Source organism: Chloroflexota bacterium (genome assembly GCA_016219275.1).
Classification (GTDB): domain Bacteria; phylum Chloroflexota; class Anaerolineae; order UBA4142; family UBA4142; genus JACRBM01.
Genome location: JACRBM010000103.1, coordinates 58414 through 83873, shown reverse-complemented (window position 1 = coordinate 83873; position 25460 = coordinate 58414). Strand labels below are relative to the sequence as shown.

At 55.3% G+C, this 25460-nt stretch carries 22 protein-coding genes and 1 tRNA gene; 4 read left to right on the top strand and 19 right to left on the bottom strand.

Annotated elements, in window-relative coordinates; all coding sequences use genetic code 11:
* Window positions 1–168: 168 nt before the first annotated feature.
* The 6 genes from HY868_27085 to HY868_27060 form a co-directional block, all read right to left on the bottom strand.
* Entirely contained in the window at window positions 169–1167 is a 999-nt protein-coding gene (locus HY868_27085; GenBank protein MBI5305822.1) for a hypothetical protein, read from the bottom strand.
* Entirely contained in the window at window positions 1134–1592 is a 459-nt protein-coding gene (locus HY868_27080) for a transposase (protein ID MBI5305821.1), read from the bottom strand. The genes HY868_27085 and HY868_27080 overlap by 34 nt, the downstream gene beginning before the upstream one ends.
* Window positions 1593–1844: 252 nt before the next feature.
* Window positions 1845–2642: a hypothetical protein gene (locus HY868_27075; GenBank protein MBI5305820.1), complete on the bottom strand. Its 798-nt coding sequence runs from the start codon at window positions 2640–2642 to the stop codon at window positions 1845–1847.
* A gap of 49 nt (window positions 2643–2691) precedes the next feature.
* Entirely contained in the window at window positions 2692–3786 is a 1095-nt protein-coding gene (locus HY868_27070; GenBank protein ID MBI5305819.1) for a DUF1698 domain-containing protein, read from the bottom strand.
* A complete protein-coding gene (locus tag HY868_27065; protein ID MBI5305818.1) occupies window positions 3783–5072 on the bottom strand; it encodes an ABC transporter ATP-binding protein in 1290 nt (429 codons plus the stop codon). The genes HY868_27070 and HY868_27065 overlap by 4 nt, the downstream gene beginning before the upstream one ends.
* 3 nt (window positions 5073–5075) lie before the next feature.
* Complete coding sequence (locus HY868_27060; GenBank protein MBI5305817.1) at window positions 5076–5975, bottom strand: ABC transporter permease; 900 nt, start codon at window positions 5973–5975, stop codon at window positions 5076–5078.
* A gap of 172 nt (window positions 5976–6147) precedes the next feature.
* Between HY868_27060 and HY868_27055 the strand changes: the two genes are divergently transcribed.
* Both HY868_27055 and HY868_27050 read left to right on the top strand, forming a co-directional pair.
* Window positions 6148–6510 (top strand): hypothetical protein, encoded by a 363-nt coding sequence (locus tag HY868_27055; GenBank protein ID MBI5305816.1) that lies wholly within the window; start codon window positions 6148–6150, stop codon window positions 6508–6510.
* Window positions 6511–6598: 88 nt separating this feature from the next.
* On the top strand, window positions 6599–7633 hold the full coding sequence (locus HY868_27050) for a hypothetical protein (protein ID MBI5305815.1): 1035 nt from the start codon (window positions 6599–6601) through the stop codon (window positions 7631–7633).
* A gap of 315 nt (window positions 7634–7948) precedes the next feature.
* Here HY868_27050 and HY868_27045 read toward each other — a convergent pair whose 3' ends face one another.
* From HY868_27045 to HY868_26985, 13 genes are all read right to left on the bottom strand, one after another.
* Entirely contained in the window at window positions 7949–9805 is a 1857-nt protein-coding gene (locus HY868_27045) for a hypothetical protein (protein ID MBI5305814.1), read from the bottom strand.
* Window positions 9806–10030: 225 nt separating this feature from the next.
* The gene (locus HY868_27040) at window positions 10031–12280 is read right to left on the bottom strand and encodes an NADP-dependent malic enzyme (GenBank protein ID MBI5305813.1); all 2250 of its coding nucleotides are present in this window, start codon (window positions 12278–12280) and stop codon (window positions 10031–10033) included.
* 115 nt (window positions 12281–12395) lie between these two features.
* Complete coding sequence (locus HY868_27035) at window positions 12396–13691, bottom strand: ATP-binding protein (protein MBI5305812.1); 1296 nt, start codon at window positions 13689–13691, stop codon at window positions 12396–12398.
* A gap of 33 nt (window positions 13692–13724) precedes the next feature.
* A complete protein-coding gene (gene clpX / locus HY868_27030; GenBank protein MBI5305811.1) occupies window positions 13725–15005 on the bottom strand; it encodes an ATP-dependent Clp protease ATP-binding subunit ClpX in 1281 nt (426 codons plus the stop codon).
* Window positions 15006–15081: 76 nt separating this feature from the next.
* Window positions 15082–15687: an ATP-dependent Clp protease proteolytic subunit gene (locus tag HY868_27025; GenBank protein MBI5305810.1), complete on the bottom strand. Its 606-nt coding sequence runs from the start codon at window positions 15685–15687 to the stop codon at window positions 15082–15084.
* 108 nt (window positions 15688–15795) lie between these two features.
* Complete coding sequence (gene tig, locus HY868_27020; protein ID MBI5305809.1) at window positions 15796–17181, bottom strand: trigger factor; 1386 nt, start codon at window positions 17179–17181, stop codon at window positions 15796–15798.
* Between the two features lie 114 nt (window positions 17182–17295).
* Window positions 17296–17379: transfer RNA gene (locus HY868_27015), tRNA-Leu, on the bottom strand.
* Window positions 17380–17510: 131 nt separating this feature from the next.
* The gene (locus tag HY868_27010; GenBank protein ID MBI5305808.1) at window positions 17511–18152 is read right to left on the bottom strand and encodes a GNAT family N-acetyltransferase; all 642 of its coding nucleotides are present in this window, start codon (window positions 18150–18152) and stop codon (window positions 17511–17513) included.
* A 49-nt stretch (window positions 18153–18201) separates the two neighbouring features.
* Complete coding sequence (locus HY868_27005; GenBank protein ID MBI5305807.1) at window positions 18202–19482, bottom strand: acetyl-CoA hydrolase/transferase family protein; 1281 nt, start codon at window positions 19480–19482, stop codon at window positions 18202–18204.
* Window positions 19469–19909: a CBS domain-containing protein gene (locus tag HY868_27000; GenBank protein ID MBI5305806.1), complete on the bottom strand. Its 441-nt coding sequence runs from the start codon at window positions 19907–19909 to the stop codon at window positions 19469–19471. Before HY868_27000 ends, HY868_27005 begins: the two co-directional genes overlap by 14 nt.
* 9 nt (window positions 19910–19918) lie before the next feature.
* The gene (gene ald, locus HY868_26995; GenBank protein MBI5305805.1) at window positions 19919–21025 is read right to left on the bottom strand and encodes an alanine dehydrogenase; all 1107 of its coding nucleotides are present in this window, start codon (window positions 21023–21025) and stop codon (window positions 19919–19921) included.
* Between the two features lie 304 nt (window positions 21026–21329).
* Window positions 21330–22799 (bottom strand): NAD(P)-dependent oxidoreductase, encoded by a 1470-nt coding sequence (locus HY868_26990; GenBank protein ID MBI5305804.1) that lies wholly within the window; start codon window positions 22797–22799, stop codon window positions 21330–21332.
* Between the two features lie 59 nt (window positions 22800–22858).
* Entirely contained in the window at window positions 22859–23266 is a 408-nt protein-coding gene (locus HY868_26985; protein ID MBI5305803.1) for a CBS domain-containing protein, read from the bottom strand.
* Between the two features lie 241 nt (window positions 23267–23507).
* Here HY868_26985 and HY868_26980 point away from each other — a divergent pair, with 241 nt between their 5' ends.
* Both HY868_26980 and HY868_26975 read left to right on the top strand, forming a co-directional pair.
* Window positions 23508–24320: a response regulator transcription factor gene (locus tag HY868_26980; protein ID MBI5305802.1), complete on the top strand. Its 813-nt coding sequence runs from the start codon at window positions 23508–23510 to the stop codon at window positions 24318–24320.
* Between the two features lie 213 nt (window positions 24321–24533).
* The gene (locus tag HY868_26975) at window positions 24534–25457 is read left to right on the top strand and encodes a response regulator (GenBank protein MBI5305801.1); all 924 of its coding nucleotides are present in this window, start codon (window positions 24534–24536) and stop codon (window positions 25455–25457) included.
* Window positions 25458–25460: the final 3 nt, after the last annotated feature.

Genomic DNA, 25460 nt, shown 5'->3' with positions numbered 1-25460 from the left:
CCCAAAGGCAAGGCACGCCAGCGTGCCGAACGGCATCCGATCATCAAGAAGAGCAAGAAATAGCGCGATTGACGATTCGGTTTCGATTGTAAGGTGCGATTTTCTCAACTCGGAAAACCCGAGTCGTTCGGCGTTAGTCTAGTTTCTGTTGGGAAACCCCTCGTGGGGTCACATTCGACGTTTCTTGGTAGAACGGTGCGGGCGCGTCAATGCTACCGCGATGACGACCAGGTTGTTAGTGATGACACCCCAACCAAGCCAGCGTTCCATACCAGGCTCGCCACGATTCAAGCACCGATCCAAACGACGCGCGCGCCGCAAATGACTGATGCGCCCTTCGGCACCCGAGCGCCAACGGCGTACCGCTTTGAACCAGGGCTGCTCTTCCAAGCGTTGTCGTGCTTGAGTCTTGGCACCCGGTTTGGGTAAGACCACGCGTTTCACGCCCAGGTCTTTGGCTGCCTGTTCGTTCTTGGGCGAATACACGCCGCGATCGGCGGTTGCCACTTCGGGAACCCGCCCGAGCAACTGGCGTTGATGTTTGAGACTGGGCAACCAATAGTTCGCTTCGGGGGGATTGCCCACCAGCAAGCGATAGTCCGTGAGAATGCCGCCGTCACTTTCACAATACCAAACCTTGCGCCCAAATTCGGTGTCGTGGGGACGCGCTTTCCCACGTTTGATGATCGCGGTGTGCGGCTCGAACAAACTGACGATTTTTTCGCTGGCAGGGACTGACTCGTGCTGAAACACCCGCCGTGTCGTTTGGTCAAGGACTTGCGCCACCAGCGGTAAGTAGTGTTCCAGCGTCGTCACCAACGCCTCGGCGGCGGGGGTGCCCAGTTTTTTCAAACGCACGACGATCTCCCAGCCGTGGGTCACGCTCTCGCGCGTCACCTTCACCAAAGGACGATATTGCCGGAACGCCTGATTTTCAGGTGATTTTTGACCTTTCGTCGCACGCGTCCGTTGGGCGATTTGGCGAGCCAAATGTTTGGCACGGCGGCGAGCATCGCGAAAGAGTAGTTTCTCGGTTCGACTCCGCGGCTTGAGCAACCGCCGTGCCGCCGCCAACGTCCGACCGATGACCCGTACACTATCTGCCAAGAGCCAACTGTCCGTTGGAAAATGCATCAGCGTTTCGGTGACCGAACCATCGGCACGCATTTTTTTCCCTGCGTCACGCCTGCGCGCTGCGCTAATCGCACAACGCGATCATTCAGCCGATGCAAAGTCACCGATCGAATCAAGGCTTCGCGGTCGCGCAAAGTGGAATAGTGCGGACAACGATGCGTTTCCAGAGCACAAAACCAGCGCCACTGCATACTGCCGTTGATTTCTTTTTCCAGGGAGCGCCAGGGCCAATTGGTCAGTCGGCGCATCACGGCAATCCGTAAGGTGACGACGACGGGCGTGGATGGGCGACCATTCCCCAACGCTTGCGGGGCAGAGAGTGCCAAGTCGTTGGCGGCGAGCAAAATCAGTTTGCGATCTTGGAGCAAGCGGTCCATGACCACCACCTGCGGATCTAACTTGATAAAGGGCGTCAGCGCGAGAAAGGCGGGATCGCGCGGATATGCTATAATCAGCATCGAGCCTCCTGGGGTTGAAATCTTTGGTTCGGTAACCTGATTTTACTCCAGGTGGCTCATTTGGCTAATTCGGTTTGGGGCTACCCCGGTCACTCATTCATCCGCCTTCCGGGGTTTCCCAACAGAAACTAGTCTAAACTCGAACTCTTAGGGAGCGACCAACCACATTTGATTAGAGTGATCTGTACAAAAGCGCATCCGATGCGATCAACTAATGTAATACTGACTCGCCCAGGATGTGTCGCACGTGTTTCATGTGCTACTTGTTCGTCTGGCGATCATCGTATAATACGGCACACGCGCATAATTCCCCCATTCTCCAAATTGCTGAACATGGTAACGAACGCGTGTGTCGCCAAACCCGAGTACTCCAAGAAAACCACGAATCACCGCGGGCGGCAGATACCACCATGAGTCTTTGGGTTCGCAGGTGGTATGTTTGGGCAGAAATTGCATATATGGCATCCCGAGCCGACCAAGAATCTGTGTAACAAGATCCTGTCCAAGCGGTTCGGCGACAATGACTGTTTCGCGCGTGAGTGCAAGCGCGTTCTGGAGAGCAGTGAATGGGTCGCGGAGATGAAGCAGAATTGAACCAAAGATGGCAACATCCACCTGCCCGATTTCCTGGGGGATTGCGTAGATATTCCCATACACCATCTTTACCTTCGATCCAAAAGCCCTGTGGCATAGCCAGAACGCATTGTTCAATTGTTTGATGTGTATTTTATTGGATACGCTGTATTGTTTGTAATCGTAGCCGGCAAACGGAACCAGATCCCAGGATTCCATCTCCGAGAGATCGAAAGCAACCACTTCCGCTCCTTGACGTTCGACCTGGAAGCTGATAAAACCGTCTGCGGTGCCAATGTCCAAGACGCGCTTGCCTTGAAAAGACTCGCCTCCCAAATATTCGCGCCAGGTGGGGCGTAAATCCCATTGCCCTGGTCTGACACCATATCCCGGAACATCAGTTGTGTGGTAGAAAAAACAATCGTTAATATCTGTAACCAGAATCGGCTGAGCATACACGTTTCGGTCAGTCGCCATTCATCTCCCTTCAAACCATAAAAAGGTTTCGCGCGTTCTCATACAGCGACTAATCCTCCGTAATGTTTTTTTCGAGCCATTTCCACATTCCAAAAAATCGGAGAAAACGATAGACTCGTCCGCGACGCAATAGAGTAATCAAATCCTGCAGAAATGTGATTCGTGATTGCAACGTAGAAATTTGTCCGCGCAACCCGGCAATTTCTCGATGGAGTTGATTCACCTGCGGGAGAAGGCGACGCACTTCCTGCTCAGCCGTCGTCTGCAACTCTCGCGCATCCGGGAGAAGAACTGGGGGACCTACGAATGTGGGAAGGGGCGAAAGAGTGTCAGCGTTATCTTGATCGCACAGACAGACCTGCAAAGAAAAGGTCCCATCCGATGCCCTGATCCATTGACGTCCTTCGTATGTTTGGAGTAGATATTCAGGAATGCTTTCCAAACGCGTGGCTTTGTACACGATCCGATCTCCCCAAGCCGCTAAAAATTCCGGGCGAAATCCGGCTGACCACAACGCATCTTCAACTGCTCGACGATTGGGAGAAAACCAGTTGCTGAAATCGCCAGGATTCAATTCATCGTGACGATAGAAACGATAGAGCGGAATATCCACGAGTCGTGGATCGATCGCCGTTAAAGGAACTGCCTCCTGGTTTGCCAACACCAAGTGATTATCCATGCAATTTGTTTCCATCAACAAATACTTCGTTACGACCTGACGAATGCGATCGAGCGCGAGCAAAGGATAACGCAAATGATAAAAAACTCCGAAGAAGAAAACGATGTCAAAGTTTCCGTGCACTTCGGCAGACAAATCGTAAACATTCCCGCGAACAAACTCGACGCGACTGTCCAGCAATTCCTTCGCGATAGCGAATCCGTGCGTATCTGGTGGATCCACATCCAACGCTACTACACGTTTAGCTCCTCTGCGCTCCGCTTCGAAACTAAAAAAACCATCCCACGCGCCAATATCAAGAACAGTTAAACCTTCAAAACTGTCCGGGAACTGCAAGTACTTGAGCACTTGTTGCAAATGCGCTTGAGAAAGCCATCCCGGAGTTACTAACCCAGCTTCTATTTCAATGGAATGATACCACGAACGCGACTGCACCAAGTACTGTTTTTCTTCGAGCGTTTTCAATTCGATGATCCTTGTAAAGGATGTGGTGGCTGAATTGGTTGCCAGGGAAAATCCACAAAAATATTCCCATAAGCCTGACCATGGTATTGCCACATACTACTGCCGGATTCGATCACTTGAAAACTGAGCTTGCTATCCTGCAGATCGAACAACTGAACACCGGGACGATGGAGCGCCGCGATAAATGAATATGTGCCGGGCGCAAGAAAATGATGGGGGATCTGGATTAAGAAAGCATATTCCCCAGAAGGCATATGAGCAAGACTATGAGTTTCGTCAGACAGGTTGGTTGTAAATAAGGCTTGCCCAAGCGCGTTGAGAAACCGCAAACTGACATCAAGCTCAGCGATTTCTTGGTGAACTCGAATTTGCAAACCTATACTGAATCGTTTGGTAACATCTACCACATTGATCGGATTTCCGTCAGTGTCAGCGAGCCAAAGCCGTACGAAAGCAGCCGGAGTGCGAGGGTTCGCTTGCGGATTTAGGTTTATATCCGTGGCTCCAGCCGTATATTCGGATAGATACCGCGTGATAACGAGATCTGACCGATCAAAGGTTTCAACTTGCCCGGCACGCAAGAGGACTGAGCGCGGACACAGTTGTGCAATCGCCCCCAAGTTGTGACTAACAAACAATACAGTTCGTCCTGCCTGTGTAACATCTCCCATCTTGCCCAAGCATTTTTTCTGAAATGCCGCATCACCGACAGCCAGCACTTCATCAACCAGTAGAATCTCCGTTTCAAGATGCGCCGCGACGGCGAAAGCTAGGCGCATATACATCCCGCTAGAGTAGTGTTTGACCGGTGTATCAATGAAATCAGCTACCTCGGCAAAAGCCACAATCTCATCAAATTTGCGTCGGATCTCTATTTGGGGCATGCCAAGGATTGCACCGTTCAGGAAAATATTTTCCCTTCCCGTAAGTTCAGGATGAAATCCTGTTCCTACTTCGAGAAGAGAACCAATGCGCCCACGAATTTGGACAGATCCTTCCGTGGGCTCTGTAATACGCGCAAGAATTTTTAGCAGGGTGGTTTTGCCGGCGCCGTTTCTGCCGATAATGCCGATTGCCTCACCATGATGAACCTCGAAGGATACATTGTGGAGCGCCCAAATCCACGTTGTTTCGTCGAAAGCAATACGCTGTCGCCAGGCGTTAAATTTACGACGCGGACTGTCAAACAATTGAACCAACGCATCCCGCAAAGTTTCAGATCGCTCGCGTTGTCCAATCCGATATTGCTTGCCCAGGTTCTCAACGTGAATCGCGATACTACTCACGTGTCATACCACATCTGCAAAAGTTTTCTCCATTCGCCTAAAGTACGCCAACCCGCTGATCAACAAAAGCGCAACAACGATTGTCGAAACGAGGATTGAAGAGCTCAGCCATTCGGTCTTACCTAGAAGCGCCATTCGAAAACCCTCAATCACCCCGGTCATTGGATTTAAACTATACCAAACTTGCCACTCTTTTGGAATTAGACTGCTGGGATAGGCAACCGGAGTAACAAAGAGCCAAAATTGAACTAGAAAAGGAGTAAGATGTCTAACATCGCGATATTCTACATTCAAAGCTGAAAGCCATAATCCAACTGCCAACGCAGTCGCCAGCGCGAGCAGGATAAAAAGGGGAAGAGTGAGGATTGCAACTGTAGGCATGATTCCAAAATAGATTAGCATTCCTAGCAGGACAACAAACGCAATCGCGAAATCGACTAGTCCTCCTAACACAGCGGCAATTGGAATGACTAGGCGGGGAAAATAAACTTTGGTGATCAGATGTTGGTTCGCGACAAGACTGTTTCCTGAATGGATAAATGCTTGAGCAAAGAGTTGCCAGGGGAGTAATGCAGTAAATGTAAAGATAGGATAGGGTACCCCTTCAGAAGGCACCCCAGCCAGATGTCCCAAAAAAATGCTGAAGGCGACCATAGTCAAAAACGGTTGCAGGATTGCCCACACCACCCCAAGTGCTGTTTGTTTGTAACGGACTTTGATATCGCGCCAAATCAAAAAATAGAGCAACTCTCTGTAATTCCACAAATCGCGAAGGTTAATCGGCACATAACCCTTCGACGGATGAATATTCAACACCCATTTTCCCGGCAACTTGTCATTTGTTTCCGAGATAGAAGATGCGTCCTCGCGCTCTTGAACATTAAAACCATCTAGTCTCTTCATACAATGTATCTTGAAAAAAGAAAAGGATCTCGAATTTCGTGCTACGTGATTTTACCATAGGTGGTCTGTCTGTCAACTCGAAGTTGGAGTGCGCGTCAAAGTTTTGCACGGGTAGTGACATTGGATAAGAGATACGGTAGAATCCAATTTATACCGACGATCGGAGGAACCGATGAAGATTGAGGACTTGGACGCCCGCTGGCATGCCTTGAGTGACGAAGTCATTACCCAAATGAAGGAGTGGCGGATTCAACATCCTCGCGCCACTTTTCAAGAAATCGAAACAGCGCTCGATGAACGGTTGGCTCGGTTACGCGCCCGCATGTTGGAAGATGCCGCGCTGGTGAGTCGGGTCGCGGATTTGACGACGGCGACCGAACAGGAACGTCCGGTGGGTCCGCAGTGCGGGACGCCGATGGAACTGCGTGGACACCCCACGCGGGAGTTACTCACCAACCATGACCAGACAATTGCATTGAAACGCAGTTATGCCGTTTGCCCCCAGTGTCAATGGGGGATTTTTCCCCCTCGATGACGAACTCCAACTTTTACCCGGACGGCTCACGCCTGCGTTAAAGGAAAGTTTGGTTCACCTAGGCACCTGGATGCCGTTTGGGCGCGCGGTGAAAGAACTACGCTTTTTCAACCGGGTCCATCTGACCGAGGCGACGGTGCGGCGGAATACCGAAGCCGCCGGAGCCGCCTACGTGACCGTGCAGACCGAGCAGGTGGAACACCTGGAGCGCACCACGCCCGCCCCACCCGACGGACCCGCGGTGCAACTCCTCAGTGTGGATGGAGCCTTCGTGCGGCTGGTCCATCGCGAATGGGCTGAAGTCAAGACCTTGGGGGTGGGCGTCGTGCAACCGCCGGTGACGGATGCGAAAAACGGAGAGACCGTCGTGCACAGCACCGACTTGAGTTACTTTTCGCGATTGGCGGATGCAGACACCTTTGGGCGGCTCGCTCTGGTCGAGACCCAGCGCCGCGGGACCGAAACCGCGAAACAGGTGTGCGCGGTGACCGATGGGGCAGAATGGGAACAAGGTTTTGTCGATCTACATCGGCGGGATGCCGTGCGGATTTTAAATTTTCGTCATGCCGGCGGGTATGTGACTGCGGCGGGAGAGGCCGTTTGGGGCGAAGGGAGCGAGCAAAGTAAAACCTGGCGGGAGGCGACGTTGCACGAACTCAAACATGGTTCGCCCGATCAGGTGCTCGACCAAATACGCGAGTTGCAACGCCAGACCCAGGTGGTGGGACCCGGCGATGGTGCGACCCTCGCCACCCTAGAAACCAGTTTGGGTTACTTGGACAAACGGCGGGCGCATATCGAGTATGCACGTTTTCAACAACTCGGGTATCCGATTGGCAGTGGCAGTGTGGAAAGCGGCAACAAACTGGTGGTCGAAGCGCGGCCGAAGGGCGCGGGCATGCATTGGGCGCGCCCGCATGTGGATCCGCTGTTGGCGCTGCGGAACATTGCGTGCAGTGATCGCTGGGACGAAGCCTGGCCGCAAATCATGACCCAATTACGCCGAGAAGTGCGGACGGCGCACCGGCACCGATTTCAAAAACGTCAAACGTCGTTAGCCCCCTATCCCCGGTGGACAAAACACCGACCATGGCTCCACCGGTCATTGCCAATATCAGTGTGAGCACCACGCCCGTACCCGAGGGTGTGACACTCATGACCGCGCCCACCGCAGACCTGGGTGCTACCCAGACCCAGCGTCCAGCCACGAATCATCCGTGGCGTCACTCGCCGATCGGGCGCGCGCTCTTCCAACCATCCCGCCGATCGGGAGATGCAAAACTTTGACGCGCACTCATTACCGGATACACAACCGTATAACCCGTCAAATTGCGACAGAGGTAATCTGGGCGGAGACGTCAGTCGCGCCAACAATCAAAAAAGAGCTGGCTGTACCCACACACAGCCAGCTCTATATCCGTCAACAAGAACCAATTGTTTACTGACTCATATAAACCGTAAGTGCATCTCCGAGCGTGGCGCTAGTTCCTTGAGCGTTCACGGTAAACACAAACGGTTGTGCCGAAGTTATAACGGCCGAAGCACTCTTGCCCGAACCGAAGACTGACCCAGAACGCTGATCAAAACGGAAGATTTGGTCAGCGCCAGCCGTGTATGTATCGCTTGCGGTTGTCCCATCGGAGAAATAATAGTTGATCGTTACCAGCCCCGTACCCGAAAGCAGTTTTCCTTCCAGGGCAGTTCCCCAAGTGACATTCGTCCCCACATCAAAATAATCTCTCATCAGCAAGGGAGCATATCCCGTTGTTGTTGTTCCTGTGGTTACAAACGCACGCGACGTACTTGCGCGGATCCCTTTGGTAACACTATAATCACTCTGCAGGTTACTGAGCGCAACAATGGGTGTGCTTGCGGTGAACTTGACAGATCCAAAGTATTGCCCAAGTCCGTTTACGGGAGGCGTGCAGCCGGCAGGCCAATTTCCAGGACGGAAATCCACCCGGAAAGTGGCTCCTGCAGGAAGCGTACATGTCTTGGTTGTTCCCCAAAGGTTGGTGTAATCCACAGTGACTACCGTCGAACCTCCATTTACGGTCATTCCTTCGACTGCTGAACCATAGTTAAGCTGTTGCCCGGTGTCAAAGACATTCGTGAGTGCTTGTGTCACAATTAAAGAATTGCCTCCATCGGCACTCGTAAAACCTCGATAGACCAAGAGAGCACCGGCTGCGTTCTGATTCACCACTACAGCTACATTCTGGTTTGAGGTAATGGTAGCTGAGCCAAATGATATGCCATTCGGGCCAAGGAAAGAGGCCGGGAAAGTTTCCGTCATCATATCAATGAAAACCGCAGAGCCCGGTGGGATTGAAATCCCACTATGAACATAGGGAGGAGTTGGCGTAAAAACATTTGTGTAGGTGATTGCGACATTGGCACTTGTAGTGGAACTGGTGTTTTGGATTGCGATTGTTGAGTTGTACGTTTTTTGTTGGGTAGCATCTGTGACGTTCCTCAATAATTGCGGCAATAACACGCTTGTAGAGGCTTGTGTACTTGAGGTTCCGTTGTAACTGTCGGAACGGAAATCACTGCCCAACGTAACTGAGTTTCCTGCATATTGATTCACCACTGCCGCCAACTGTGTGGTTGAACTCACTACTACCGAGCCCTGAAAACTGGCATACGAGTCCAACCCACCGCCAGCAGATCTTTGATCTATCGTCACACTCCGATATGGACTTGCCGTTTTGTTCACAACAGACACTGCGGTCCCGGTCACATCATAAAATGTCGAACTGATATTCGCCGTTGTACTTGGATCCATGTTTTGCAGAGCGAATGATGTCGAAAGCGAGGAGACCGTACCGGCGCGCGGCGCACGAAGGACTATGGTCGGAGTCGCTGTTGCTGTACGCGTAGCGGTTGGCGTAACAACCTTGGTGGGTGTTACGGTTGCCGTCGCAACCACAACCTTGGTCGGTGTAATCGTTTTCGTTGGGACAACTGCTGTAATTGTTTTTGTCGCGGTCGGCACGGACACCGTCACAGTCTTGGTTGCGGTTGCCGACGGAACGGATGTCTTGGTCGCGGTCGCTGCTGGAACGGATGTCTTGGTCGCGGTCGCCGCCGGCTCTGTTGTTTTGGTTGCCGTCGGCGCGGCTACGGTTGGCGTAATCGTCTTCGTGGCTTGCGCGGGAACAGCGGTCTTGACCGCAGTCGGTGTAACCGTGGTCGCTTGAATCGCCGCCGAGGCGGGACTAAGCCCAAACACCGCGACGAGACTCGCCGCGACCAGCAACATCAAAACAATTCGGATGCGATTGGTAGCCATAAGATTTCTCCATTCCCTTTCTTTTAGCGTTCTAAACTTGACGGATGCACCACGCGCCAAAACGAGCGACAATTCTACGCTGGCAGGATTATACTACGGTTCATTTTTTTCCGCCAGTGGGAGAATAGTCCTAAGACCACGCGGCACAAATCGTTAAACACCTACTAAAATAGCCGTTTTGTGCTGGCGCAGATATTGAACATCCGCGCCAACACTCGAAAAAATCTACTGCCGCTGCGCGTCCACCACTGCAAGCGCGGCGATGTTCACAATATCTTTCACTTCATCGCCCTGCTGAATCACGTGAATGGGCTTGCCCATCCCGAGCAGGATTGGACCAATCATCTCTGCGTCGCCGAGATGCCGCACGAGTTTGTACGCAATGTTCGCCGCTTCGAGACTGGGGAACACGAGCACGTTGGGATTCCGCACCTGAGCGAAAGCGTACCGTTCCTGCAGAATCTGCGGCACCACAGCTGTGTCCGCTTGCATCTCGCCATCAATTTGCAGGTCGCGGCGTCTTTCGCGCGCCAACTGCACCGCGTAACGCACTTTGTCCGACGACGGATGTGGTGTGCTTCCGAAATTCGAGAACGACAACAACGCGATCCGCGGTTCGACCTCGAACGCCTTTGCCGCGTCCGCCGCGAGAATTGCGATCTCGGCAAGGTCTTCGGACGACGGATCAATGTTCACGGTCGCGTCGGTAAAGAAAAAGACGCGTTGATCGCGCGTGATGACGATGTACATCCCCGCCGCTTTTTTCACACCCTCACGCGTATGAACAATTTGCAATGCGGGGCGAATCACATCCGGATAGTTGAACGTCAAGCCGCTCACAAACGCGTCGGCATCGCCCAATTCCACCATCATCGGACCAAAGTGATTGCGGCGCGACATCATCCGCTCTGCCATGCCGCGCGTGATCCCTTTGCGCGCGCGCAGTTTGTAGTACGCCTCGACGTAACGTTCTACATTCTCGTCGCCGCGTGCGAGCGAAACGATTTGCGGATGATAGTCCAAACCCAGTTCTTTGATCCGTTGTTCGATCATCTGGCGATTGCCCAGCAGAATCGGTTTGCCGATCTCTTCTTCTTCGATCTGCGCCGCGGCGCGAATGATCTTGGGTTCTTCGCCTTCGCCAAACGCGATGCGCTTGGGATTCGCCTTCGCTTTGGTGATGATCGTCCGCATCACCTCGCGCCCTTTGCCGAGTCGCGCTTCGAGTTGCTCGCGATACGTCGCCAGATCAATCGTGCGCCGCGCGACGCCGCTCGCCATCGCGGCTTGTGCAACCGCCGGCGCTTCCCACAAGAGCACGCGCGGGTCCACCGGCTTGGGCACAATGTACTCGTGACCGAAATGCAACGATTCGAGTCCGTACGCTTTGAGCACCGAATCGGGCACATCTTCTTTCGCAAGCGCGGCGAGCGATTTTGCCGCGGCAACTTTCATCTCTTCGTTGATCGCCTTCGCGCGCACATCGAGCGCGCCGCGAAAGATGAAGGGAAATCCGAGCACATTGTTGATTTGATTCGGATAATCGCTGCGCCCGGTGCCAACAATCGCGTCCGGACGCGTGGCTTTGGCAAGGTCGTACCGAATTTCCGGATCCGGATTCGCCAGTGCGAAAATCAACGGCTGGGATGCCATCGTCTTGACCATGTCCGGCGTCAACACATCCTTGGACGACAAACCCAGGAACACATCTGCGTCCTTTATCGCATCCGCAAGCGTGCGCGATTTGGTCTCCACCGCGAAACGTTCTTTGTACGGATTCATCCCTTCGACGCGACCTTTGTAGAGCACGCCTTTCGTATCGCACATCACTACGTTTGCGCGATTCACCCCAAGCCGGATCCAGAACTCGCCGCACGCGACGCCGCTTGCGCCCGCGCCGTTGATGACGACTTTGATCTCGCCGATTTTTTTGCCGGTGATTTCGAGCGCATTCAATAAACCCGCGCCGGAAATAATCGCGGTGCCATGTTGATCGTCGTGAAAGACCGGAATGTTCATCGTCGCCTTGCACGTTTCCTCGACCTGGAAACATTCCGGCGCTTTGATGTCTTCGAGATTGATTCCGCCAAAAGTCGGTTCAAGCGCCTGAACGACCTTGATGATTTCTTCCGGCGTGCGCGCATTGATCTCGATATCGAATACGTCAATGTCCGCGAAACGTTTGAAGAGCAAACCCTTGCCTTCCATCACCGGCTTGGCGGCGAGCGGACCGCGATCACCCAAGCCGAGAATCGCCGTGCCATTCGACACGACCGCGACCAAGTTGCCTTTCGCGGTCAATTCGTACGCGGTTTCCGGATCGCGCTCGACTTCGAGCGTGGCTTCCGCGACGCCCGGCGAATACGCGAGCGTCAAATCGCGCTGGGTCAACGACGGCTTGGTCGGCACGACCTGAATTTTGCCAGGGCGACCCATCCGGTGATAGTCGAGCACCTCTTGTTTAGAGACAGGCATACGTTTTCCTTTCGTCAGAATTCTGGCGCGTCAGCGCGCCCGGGCAAGCAAACGTTCGGTGAACGCGAGAATCCCGCCTTCTCACGCGCGGCGGAAGACGGGAATTGGGTTTGAACTACGATTTGATAAAGTACGTATTGCACGAAAGATCAAGCAGTTCTTTCGACATCGCCGGTAGCACATTGCGAAAACGCGCGATGTCAACCAACTCGTCTATAATATCGCGCGGGTGGACGGCGCGTGGTTTGCGTTTGGTCTTGATGTAATGTTCCATCACCAAATGCCGCAAACCATCTTCGGAATACTGCACCCCTTTGGCAGTACAGACACGTTTGAAAATCTCGCGATAATCTTCCCAGGTCGGATCGGGGATGCTGATCTTGTAGCGAATGCGGCGCAAGAACGCTTCGTCCACCAATTGCTCCGGATTGAGATTCGTCGAGAAGATGACGAGCGTGTCGAACGGCACATCAATCTTGCGCCCGGTGACCAGCGTCAAAAAGTCCACGCGCTTTTCGAGCGGCACGATCCACCGATTGAGCAAGGCATGAGGACTCATCTGCTGGCGACCAAAGTCGTCAATCAAAAACACGCCGCCGTTCGCTTTGAGTTGGTACGGCGCTTCGTAGAACTTGGTCGTATCATCATACGACAAATCCAAACTTTCCAGCATCAACTCGCCGCCCACGGTAATCATCGGGCGGCGAATCAACACCCAGCGTTTGTCGTATCGTTCGCCCTTGCGTAAGCCGGGCGTATCGTCGGCGTCGTTGTCTTCTTTCTCCGGCACGACGCGATGATGCAGTTCGTCGAACACTTTGATAACGTGCCCGTCTACGTTGATCGCATACGGCACAAAAATCACGCCAGGCAACATCGCGCCAACCGCGTCCGCAATCACGGTTTTACCGTTGCCGGCTTCGCCGAACAAGAAAATGGATTTGCCGGAATTGATCGCCGGACCGAGTTGCGCCAAAATATGATCGCCGATCACGAGGTGAGCAAAACCACGGCGCATTTGTTCTTCGGTGATCGTAAACCCTTTGATGGATTGCGTGTTCGCCATCTTGGTGTACGCTTCAAGCGTTACCGGCGCGGGACCTACGTACTGGCTCTTCTCCATCGTTTCGCGCGCGCGCGCGCGCCCTTCGTCCGAAATCACGTATTGGTACGACGATTCGCCGAATCCGCCCGAACCGCGCACTTCGGCGAGATGTTCGCGGCGCAGATGATCGAGCGCGCGATCAACGACATTCGCAAACGGTAAACGCACCGCGTCGGCGATTTCGTGTCCCATCAAAAAGCCGCGCGTGTACATCACTTTCAAAACCAGGTCGGCTAGGAACGCAAGATTAATCCCCGTCTCCTCGACCGAACGTGTTTCCGGTGGCGGGGTAAAAAAAGTAGCCATAGATGCTCCAGTGCAAAAATCCGAATCGCGCGGTTAGGCGGTTTGCGCTTCCTGCCAATCTACGGGGTGTTCACTTTGCGTCAGCAGGATCGGTTTCGTTTTAAGGCGGATCGTTTCCGCGGTGATGACGCACTTGCGTACATCGCGCCGCGAGGGAATTTCGTACATCACGTCGAGCAGGACGCCTTCGATGATCGTGCGCAAGCCGCGCGCGCCAGTCCGCAAGCGCAACGCTTCGGAAGCCGCCGCGGAGAGCGCATCGTCCGTGAAGACGAGTTCCACATGATCGAGCGCGAATAATTTTTGGAATTGCTTGACGATCGAATTCTTCGGCTCCGTGAGGATTTTGATGAACATCTCTTCGTCGAGCGGGTCAACGCTGACGCTGACTGGCATCCGTCCGACGAATTCCGGGATCAACCCGAACGCGAGCAAATCGTCCGCTGTAACCAGGCGCAACAATTCCGACGAAGACAATTCGTGTGCGGCGCGTTCGCGCTCGCCCTTGAAACCGACCGCGCGCTTTTCGCCGACGCGGCGCAGAATGAGCTTGTCCAAGCCCTCAAACGCGCCGCCGCAGATGAACAAGATGTTCGTGGTATCGAGTTGCAAAAATTCTTGCTGGGGATGTTTGCGTCCGCCGTGCGGCGGCACATTCGCGACCGTGCCTTCGAGAATTTTGAGTAGCGCCTGTTGCACGCCTTCGCCGGACACGTCGCGCGTAATCGAGGGGCTGTCGCCGCCTTTGCGCGCGATCTTGTCAATCTCGTCAATGTAGATGATGCCGCGTTGCGCGCGCGGCAAATCGTAATCGGCGTTTTGTATCAACGCGAGCAAAATGTTCTCGACATCTTCGCCGACGTAGCCGGCTTCGGTCAGCGCCGTCGCGTCGGCGATGCAGAACGGCACGTCGAGGATTTTCGCCAACGTTTGCGCGAGCAATGTTTTACCGCACCCGGTCGGTCCGATCAAGAGGATGTTCGACTTACCCAATTCGATTTCGTCGGGTGATGCTTCGCCTTGCGTGCGCTTGTAGTGATTATAGACCGCGACCGAGAGCACTTTTTTCGCGCGGTCTTGCCCGACGACATATTGATTCAACCGTTTGTAAATCTCTTTGGGCGGCAAACTGGAAATCGAAACCGTTTCGCCTTTTGGCATCGCGCTTTCGGCTTCGAGAATTTCACGACACAGTTCGACGCACTCGTCGCAAATGAACACCGATTCCGGTCCCGCGATCAAACGATTGACTTGATCGGAACTGCGACTACAGAACGAGCAGTACTCTTCGCCGCGTTTAAGGAGATTGGGCATCACTTTTTCCAGTTCCTTCAGTTCCTTCAGTTCCCTTGCGACCAATCGCAAGGGAACTAAGGGAACTAGGGGGAACTTATGGAACTTTTTTCTCCGCCGGTTCTTTCTTTGCGCTCAACAGCACTTCGTCAATCAACCCATACGTCACGGCTTCGCTCGCATCCATGTAATAGTTGCGATCGGTATCGTGGATGATGCGTTCGAGTGATTGACCGGTGTTTCTCGAAAGCATTTCGTTGAGGCGTTCGCGTTCGCGCATGATGCGACGCGCTTCGATTTCGATATCCACCGCTTGACCTTGTGCGCCGCCCCAGGGTTGATGAATATGAATCGTCGAATTGGGGAGCGCATAGCGGCGACCCTTCGCGCCGCCGGAAAGCAGGACCGTGCCCATGCTCGCCGCGAGACCGACGCAGATCGTCGAGACCGGCGCGCTCACGATGTTCATCGTGTCGAGAATCGCGAGACCGGCGGTGATCGAACCGCCGGGGCAGTTGATGTAGAGCCGAATTTCGGCTTCGGGGTTTTCGCTATCGAGGAACAAGAGTTGGGCGACGACCAGGTTCGCAATGTGGTCGTCAATCGGCGTGCCCAAGAACACGATGCGGTTCTTGAGCAGTAGCGAGAAAATATCAAACACGCGTTCGCCGCGACCGGTGCTTTCCACAACCATCGGGATCACGTTGCGCGGGATGCTAATGTTGCTCATCAAGTCTCCTTGTTGAAATGACAGTGTTCGGTATTCAGTTTGCAGTATTCAGTCCACCGAACACTGAACACTGAACACTGTCTACTGATTCTGCCCTGGAATAATCAAACCGGGCGTCGGCGCACCGGGTTGCGCGGCGGCTTGCTCGCGCGCGCGGCGTTCTTCTTCGCGCACCATCTCCGGCGTGAGAATCTTGCCGCTCGTCGGGTCGCCCTTGAGCAATGACGCGATGAACGCAACCGACTTACTTAGTTTAAGTTGGAACTCGATGTCGCGGCGCGATTCGGCGTTCGAGAGCGCGCGACGCGTTTGCGCGGCATTGCCGCCATTCTGTTGCGCGTACATTGCGCGCAGATCAATTTCCATGTCCACGTCTTTGCGCGTGGCTTCAATCTTTTCCATCTCGGCGACTTGCATCAACGTGAGCAGCCGATTGACACGGCGCGCGGCGCGTGGTTTGGCTTCTTCACGAATCTCTTCTTCTTTCTTGCCGGCAAGTTCGAGATACTTGTCCCAGGTCAAGCCAAGTTGTTGCGCCAAACTTTTGGAACGTTCGAGTTCGAGACCGATTTCGTCGTCGAGCATCGAAGCAGGGAAAGCAATCGTCGCCTGCGCGACCACCGCATCCACCGCTTCATCGGCAAAGCGCTCGTTCTCTTTGCGTTCCTTCTCGGCGTACAGTTGAGAGCGAATCGCGGTCGTCAACTGTTCCATGTTTTCAAATTGACTCACCGACTTGGCAAAGTCGTCGTTCAATTCAGGCAGATGCGGTTCTTTGACATCTACCACGGTCACCGTGTACGTCGCGGTTTTGGGTTCATCGCCGGTAAAAGTGTGCATGATCGTGCGCGTCTCGCCGGCGTTCGCGCCGACCAATTGTTCGAGCCAGGGGAAGACGCCGCCTTCCTTAAGAATTTCGACCGGCAAACCCTCACGGTCGAGCGTCGCGCCGCCTTCCAAACCGCCGTTGATGTTCAACGTCGCGAGATCGTTCAGCTGGACGGGACGCGTGACCGGCGTCATTTCGGCGTTTTCGCGGCGAATGCGTTCGAGCGTCTCGTTCACTTCGACATCGGTCACCTGCAGCGTTTGCGGCGTCAGATGCAAAGTTCGATAATCGCCCAACGTGACGACGGGACGCGTGGGCACGGTAAATTTCAAAACGAGCGGGTCTTTTTGCGCGATGTCGAGTTTGCCGGTGTCGTACGGGTCAATCTTTTCATCTTGCAAGACTTGTTTGTACAGCGATTGCGCGAGTTCGTCAATCGCTTCGTCGCGCAACAACTCTTTGCCGACGATGCGCTCGACGCGCGCGTACGGCGCTTTGCCGGGGCGAAAGCCGGGAATCGGGCGGATGCGCGACACGCGCGACGCGGCAGAGCGCATCGCGCGTTCAATTTGTTCTTCGTCTACCTCGACGGTGATGACGGCGTTGCAATCGGCTTGACGTTCTGTGGTTACTTTCACTCTGTATGTCCTTCAAAAAAAAGATTTCTCTGGTTGATTCCATAGTGCACATGACACTGGATTTCAGTGGCGTTACACGTCGAAAATCATAAATCCAAAATCGAAAATAAGCGATGGGGACGGAGAGACTCGAACTCTCACGGGTGTAAGCCCACATGGTCCTAAGCCATGCTCGTCTGCCAGTTTCGACACGCCCCCTCAAGTGCGTGCGCCATTTTACCAGAATTAAAAGGATTTGGCAAAAGGCAAAAACAAAAACCCGTTCTCGCGCGTAGTACGCAAGAACGAGGCACGCATGGATTGCCGCCGCGACGTGCGGCGCAAGGTCTCTACCGCCCGACAAATTCGCCGAGCGAGTAATCCGATCCGACGCTTTCAAACAGCAATGCTTTGAATTGCGCCACCAACTCGCGCGATGCACGCGTGCCGATGCGCGCGACGAGCGCATTATCCGGATACCAGGCGATGTTCGGTTCATCCGTGTCGAAAAATTCGAAACCGAATTTGCGGAATAACCGATGCAACGCGTCGCGATAGTCGCGGAGGTTGACGCCGCTCCCTTCAAAATCCCAGCACCACCGATACCCGGTCGCCAGCACAATCGCCTCCGCGTACGAATCATCGGTAAAGGTCGCCGCCAGAACTGCTTCGCCAATCCCGGCACGCCGCCAGTTGCGACTCACTTCGATGCCGCCCAGTTCGTACAGCCCCTTGATCTGATCGCGTCCCCATCGCACGTCCGGGTCCGGCGCGCCAATCGTCACGTAGCCGACGACCATTGTGCCATTGTGCGCGATTGTCACACAACCGTCCGGCGTCGCCGCGATTTTTTTCAACGCGTCGAGTTGCCGGTCGGGACGATTGTGCCAGAAAAAACCCAGTCCATCGTCAATGCCCAACTGGTCGAGCAACGCGACCGAACACGCCGGCACAATCGTCAACTCGCCGCGCGCGGTGGCGAGATGATGCACGCGCGGTTCGTTGGATTTGCGTGAAAGGAAGGGAAAAGAAAAATTCATATCACAGGTAGTTGTTTTGCTTGGCGTAGCGTTCCAATTCCTCGCGGAATTGAGGCGCGGCAATCGCGATCAGCGCTTGCACGCGCTCGCGCACCGATTTGCCATAGAGCGACGCGATGCCGTACTCGGTGACGATGTAATGCACGTCTCCGCGCGAGGTCACAACGCCGGAACCGGGCTTGAGGTGCAGCGCGATGCGCGAGATTTTACCATCCTTTGCCGTGGCTGGCAATGCGATGATCGGCTTGCCGCCGCGCGAACGCGACGCGCCGCGCACAAAATCCACTTGCCCGCCGATGCCGCTGTAAATCGCCGGACCGATCGAATCGGCGCACACTTGCCCGGTCAAATCCACTTCGAGCGCCGAGTTGATCGAGATCATATTGTCGTTCTGCGCGATGATGAACGGATCGTTCACATAATCGCTGGGATGCAATTCGATCATCGCGTTGTCGTGCGCGAAATCGTACAGTCGTTGCGAGCCGAACAAAAAGCCGGAAACGATCTTGCCCGGATGCAAACTTTTCTTATCATTCGTGATGACGCCGCGCTCGACCAGGTCAATCACACCGTCCGAAAACAATTCCGAGTGCACACCCAGGTCGCGCTTGTCGCCCAACTGTGCGAGCACCGCATCGGGACTCGAACCGATGCCAAGTTGCATCGTCGCGCCGTCAGGAATCAAATCCACAATGTGTTTTCCGATTTGTTGATGCACCGGCGTCGTGCCGCCTTGCAACGCTTCGGGCAATGGATAGTCCACTTCGACGACATAGTTTAGTTTGCTCATGTGAATGAACGAGTCGCCGAGCACGCGCGGCATACGCCGATTCACTTCGGCGATCACGATTTTCGCGGCTTGTGCGGCGGGCTTGGTGCATCCCACTTCCGCGCCGAACGAACAAAAGCCGTGTTCATCCGGCGGCGAGACCATGATCAACGCGACATCAATCGGCAGCGTGCCATCGCGAAACAGGTTCGGAATTTCGGAAAGAAAGATCGGCATAAAATCGGCGCGACCTTCTTGCACCGCTTTGCGCGCGTTCTCGCCGATGAAAAGCGCGCGATGGTGAAAACTCGCCGCGTATTCCGGTTTCAGGTGCGGCGCCGCGCCAAACGTCAACACGTGCACGATCTCAACATCGCGCAATTCACCGGCGCGCGCAACGAGCGCTTCGAGCAAGCGATGCGGCACACCCGCACCGCCGCCCAGGTAGGCGCGGTGATGCGACTGGATCATTTGCACCGCTTGTTGTGCGGTGACCGATTTAGTTCGATACATGATTATCCACTTCCAAAACCCGAATTAAAAAATTGAGCAAATCCGTCTCGGTCACGATACCGACGAGACGCTCGCCTTGGACGACCGGCAGTCCGCCGATCTTGCGATCGCGCATGATGCGCGCCGCGTCCGCGATGCGCGTTTGCGGCGTGATCGTGACCGGCTCTGCGCTCATACACACACGCACCGTGATCTTGTCTAACAAAAATTCGTTGTACCAACGTTCCTGCATTACGAACGGCGAATTCGTCGCGCGCCGCAAATCGCGGTCGCTAATCACGCCGACTACTTTGCCGGCTTGCACGACCGGCAAACGCCGGCAGCCGCGCTCGCGCATTCGGTCAATCGCCGTTCGCAACGATTCTTCGGGCGACACCGTCGCCGGGTCGCACGTCATTATTTGTTCGACGGTCGGAGTCTGCGCCATCGTGCCTCCTTAAATCGTGCCTTCGGCTTCGACGCCGAGCGCCTGCGCGACCTGGGCATTGACGAGTTTGCCTTGCCACACGTTGACGCCGCGCGCCAACGCATCATTCGCGCGAATCGCGCCCTCCACGCCGAGCGCGCCAATCTCGCGCAGGAACGGCACGGACACGTTGACAATCGCGTGGCTCGCCGAGCGTGCGACGCGCGCGAGCACGTTCGGCACGCAATAGTGAATCACGCCTTCCGCGACAAAAGTTGGATCGCGATGTGTCGTCGGGCGACTCGTCTCGACGCAACCGCCCTGGTCAATCGAAAAATCAATGATGACCGCGCGCGCGCGCATGCGTTTGACCATCTCGCGCGTCACGAGCATCGGCGCGCGTTGCCCTGGTACGAGCACCGCGCCGACGAGCACGTCGGCAAATTCGATCACGCGATTCAAGTTGTACGCGGTGGCAACAAGCGTCGTCACGCGCCCGTCAAACATTTCGTCGAGCCGTTGCAGTTTTGCAAAGTCGCGATCGAGCAACGTGACTTGTGCGCCCAGACCCAGGAACGCGCGCGCCGCATTCATCCCGATGACGCCCGCACCCAGGATGACGACCGCCGCCGGCGGCACGCCCGGCACGCCGCTCAACAAAATGCCGCGACCGCCGCGCGTACTGGAAAGCGCCTCACTCGCAACCATCGGCGCGAGACGACCGGCAATTTCGCTCGATGGCAACAGCACCGGCAATGAGCCGTCCGCGTTTTGGATCATCTCGTACGCAATCGCCGTCATCGCATTGTCGCGCAGGGCATCGAGCAAATCGCGCGAAGCAACCGCGAGATGGGTGAACGACAGAATCGTTTGCCCTGGTCGTAGATATTTGTATTCGTTCGAGGCGAGCCGCGTGACTTTGGCAACCACCTCCGCGCGACCATACGCCTCTTCTGCCGAATAGACCACGGTCGCGCCCACGTTGCGATAATTTTCTTCGGTAAATCCCGCGCTCGCGCCCGCGCCGCGTTCGACAAACACGGTGTGTCCTTCTTCGATCAACGCGTGCACACCCGCCGGCGTCAAACCGACCCGATTTTCCAGTTCGCGTACTTCTTTTGGAATACCAAAGTTCATGTTTCGCCTCGCCTTTGCGTCAAGAATCCAGTCTGTGAGCAACTGCAGAGTGTCATTTCGACGAGCGATTTTCGCGAGGAGAAATCCGCGCGATAGCACATAGAGAGATTTCTCGCGGCACAATTCGCCGCTCGAAATGACAGAGTGCTAATCAGATCCACCTGTGATGAGTATAGCACAGTTTTGCGAGCATAAAAAACGAGGGATTATCCAATCCCTCGTGCATTTCTCCACACGGTTGTCGTTTTGCCAAATTGTAGAACGCTCTGGCGAGCGTTCCCTACCGCGCCAATCAAACCGGAAACTAATTCTTTCCAAGGTCGCGCAAGTACTGATCTATCGCGAGCGCCGCGCGACGCCCGGCAACCATCGCGGTGACGACCAAGTCTGCGCCGGTCACCGCATCACCGCCGGCGTAAACGCCTGGCTTGCTCGTCGCGCCCGTTTGCTTATCCGCGATGAAGCAACCCCACTTGTCCACCTTGAGACCCGGCGTCGTTTTTTCGATCAAGCGATCCTGGTTGTAGCCGAGCGCGCAAATCACATTGTCCGCATCCACAATAAAATTCGAATCCTTGACTTCGATGGGGCGGCGGCGACCGGACGCGTCCGGTTCTCCGAGCGTCATGCGAATCAATTCCATCTGGCGCACGTGCCCCAACTCGTCGCCGATGAAGCGCACCGGCGCGACCAGGAATTCGAACTGGATGCCTTCTTCATTCGCGTTCGTGCGTTCTTCCGCCTTGCCTGGCATTTCTTTTTCGGTGCGGCGATAATAGTCCACGACCGTGCCATCGGTGATACCCGACTGGATTTGCAGACGGCGCGCCGTCCGCACACAGTCCATCGCGGTGTCACCGCCGCCGATGATCGCGATGTGCTTGCCAGATTCGGGGCGTTCCTGCATTCCATCCGGCAAATAGTCCGGCGGCAAGTTGCCGCGCACGAGATACTCGGTCGCCATGTAAATGCCCTGGAGGTCTTCGCCGGGCAAATTGAGTTTCGTCGGCGTCCACGCGCCGGTGCCGAGGAACACTGCGCCGTAACCTTCCTTGAATAAATCGTCCACCGTCTTGTCTTTGCCGATGGTCGTGTTGCACTTGAACTCGATGCCGAGTTCTTCGAGGAATTTGCATTTATCGGCGATGACTTGCTTGGCGAGTTTGAAACTGGGAATGCCGTACACCATCACGCCGCCGGGGAACGGCAGAATCTCAAAGATCGTGACCGCGTGACCGCGCTTGATCAATTCTTCCGCGACCGCGAGACCCGCGGGACCGGAGCCGACGACGGCGACACGTTTGCCGGTCGGCGGCGCGAGTTTGGGCTTGGGGATGCCGGTCGTGCGGCGTTGATAATCCGAGACAAAGTATTCGAGCTTGCCGAGAAAGACCGGATAATCGCGTTTGCCGACGACGCACGAACCCTGGCACAATTTTTCTTGTGGGCACACGCGACCGCAAATTTCCGGCAGGTTGCTCGTTTCGCGATAGACCTCGGCGGCTTGCAAAAATTCGCCGCGCGAGATGTGCCACATGGCGCGCGGAATATCGTTGTGCAACGGACAGCCGAGCTTGCAACCGGATTCCTCCGGACATTGCAAACAGCGCGACGCTTCGGTCTGGGCGGTCTCTTCGTTAAAACCCAGGTATACTTCGTCAAAATTATGGACGCGCACATCCGGCTTTTGCTTTGGCACGGATTGGCGCGGAATTTTCAAACGTTCTTTGCGATTGATGTCTACATCGCCCGTGCGATCGAGTTTCTTTGCCATCTCTCTCTCCCCCGCTTCATCAAGAAAGGCGAGCGTCTTCGCTCGCCGAGAAGCCTTGCTTAAGCGAACACTCGCCGGAGTTCGCCTTCGTTGACCAACAAACGAAAAATATCCGACTCGGTAATAATCCCGACGACGCGTTCGCCGTCCACGACCGGCAAGCCGCCGATTTTGTGTTCGAGCATCAAGCGCGCCGTGGCTTCAACGGAAAAATCGGGCGCGACGGTGATCGGATCGCGCGTCATGATTTGCCCCACCGTCAACCGCCCAATGAGGTACGTCAGTTCGTAGATGCTCAACGAACTTGCACTCGATGGAGACGCCTCGCGCACATCGCCCAGCGTGACAATGCCGACGAGTTGCCCGTGCTCGACGACCGGCAAACGCCGAATGCAACACTCTTTCATCAAGCGGTGCGCTTCGGGTAAAGTTGTATGGGGATCAATCGTCACCGGATCCGGCGTCATCCAATCCCGGACGAGATACCTTCGCATTGCCATTTCGGACCCTTCGCTCCAAACAGATGGAACTTTCGACTAGTTATATTTTTTTCAAGTCCAAACCGTGTTTGCTCGCGGTCAAAATGCGGTCAAAAGTAGACAATCCGTGTGGGGTGTAGTAGAATCAACCTTATCTCACCCACCGCAACGGACGCTAACCGGTCTCCCGCGCGTTGGGTAAAGAAAGCGCCTTGACGATTTGGCTCGTATGAAATCTGTCCCTCTTACAAAAAAAACTACCCGCCCGGAAAAAATTCTTCTCGCGGATGATGAAGCGACGATTCGCACTGTTATCAAAGACACGCTCGAAAGTCACGGACTGAGCGTCTACTGCGCCGCCGATTCCGCGCAGGCATGGCACGCGTGCCAAGAAACCGAGTTCGATCTGGCGTTGCTCGACATCAAAATGCCGGGACCCATAGACGGCATCGGTCTGCTCACGCGCATTCACGCGCACGCGCCGCAAACCGTCGTGATCATGATGACCGGCTACGCCGCGCTCGATTCCGTTATCACCGCGTTGCGGCAAGGCGCGTTCGATTATTTGACCAAACCGGCAAGTATGACCCAGATTGTCGCGAGCGTCGAACGCGGCTTGGCAAAACGGCAGGATGCCCTCCGCCGGCAACAGTTGATCAACAATCTCGAAAACACGTTACGCGCGTTGAAACACGAAGATCAAACCGCCGCCGCCCTGGATACGCCGAACGGCAAGCGGTTCGCACAAACCCAGCATCTGACGCTCGACCGCCAAAAGCGTTTGGTCGCGTTGGGCGATCTGCCGGTAGATTTGACGCCGACCGAATTCGACTTGCTCGATTATCTCGCCACGCACGCCGAGCGCGTTGTCACCGCGCGCGAACTGGTGCATGCCGCGCAAGGGTACGACCTCGCCGAGGTGGATGCGCGCCCGATCGTGCGCGTCCACTTGCAACGCTTACGCCAGAAACTGGGCGACAATCCCCAGCACCCGAAAATCATTTTGAATGTACGCGGGAAAGGGTACCGCTTCGTCGGATAAACCCGCGCGCGCCAACGCGTTCAAACCGAAACCGCATAAAGTTTTTCTGCTTCTTGCCCGGTCGGGGCGTTCAGTCGAACGCCCCGATTATTTTTTACGTAACCGGTAGCCAATCGTAATTCTACGTAACGCACACGCGCACTCAATCGAATATAATGCGGACTGTCACGGATTGATTCACCGTCCGAACATTCACCACCGCAAAAGGTAAGCATGTCCCCGAAACGTGTCCTGTTGGTCGAAGACGAAGCAACCGTCGCGTTCTTGATGAAAGAAAGTTTGACCGACCTGGGGTTGGATTATCACATCGAAACGGCGGCGTCCGGCGAAGAGGCGCTCGCCAAAATCGAAACCGGCAGATGGGATGTAGTCGTGACCGATCTGCGGATGCCGGGCATCACGGGCTTGGAATTGATCCGCCAACTCAAAGACAAATCACCCGACACGCGCACCGTGCTGATGACCGCGTACGGTTCGGAACAAGTGCAACAAGCCGCGCAACGCCTCAACGTGTACAACTATTTGACCAAGCCCTTTCCGCTGATCGAACTGCGCCGCGTGATTCAAGACGCGTTCACGCTCAAGCAGGCGTGCGCCGGCGACGAGCCGCCGCCCGCGCCAGAACCCGAACCCGCTTTGCCGCTCAAGATTACGCTCGGCGGCAACGGCAGCGTGGGCAAGACCACCTTGATTCGCCGGCTCTGCACCGGCAAATTCCAAGCCGCGCGCGTGATGACGCTCGGCGTGGATTTTCATCTGTACGACATCGCGCACCACAATCGCACGCGGCGTTTGGTGGTGTGGGATGTGAGCGGGCAGGATCAATTCGCGTTTACGCGCCGCGCGTTTTATCGCGGCAGTCGCGCCGTCGGATTGGTGTACGCGACGAACGACCGCGCGTCCTTCGCGCAGCTGCTCAAGTGGCACGACGAAGTCCGCGCGATTCTGCCGCGCGTGCCGCTCGTCATCGCCGCAAACAAAACGGATTTGGCGCGCGACGTGCCGATGGATGAAGGGCGCGCGCTCGCCGCAGCATGGGGCGCGCCGTTTTTCGAGACCAGTTGTCTCACCGGCGACGGCGTGTCCGAATTTTTCAACGCGATGGCAGACGCCGCACACAAACATGCCTCGCGTTAATGG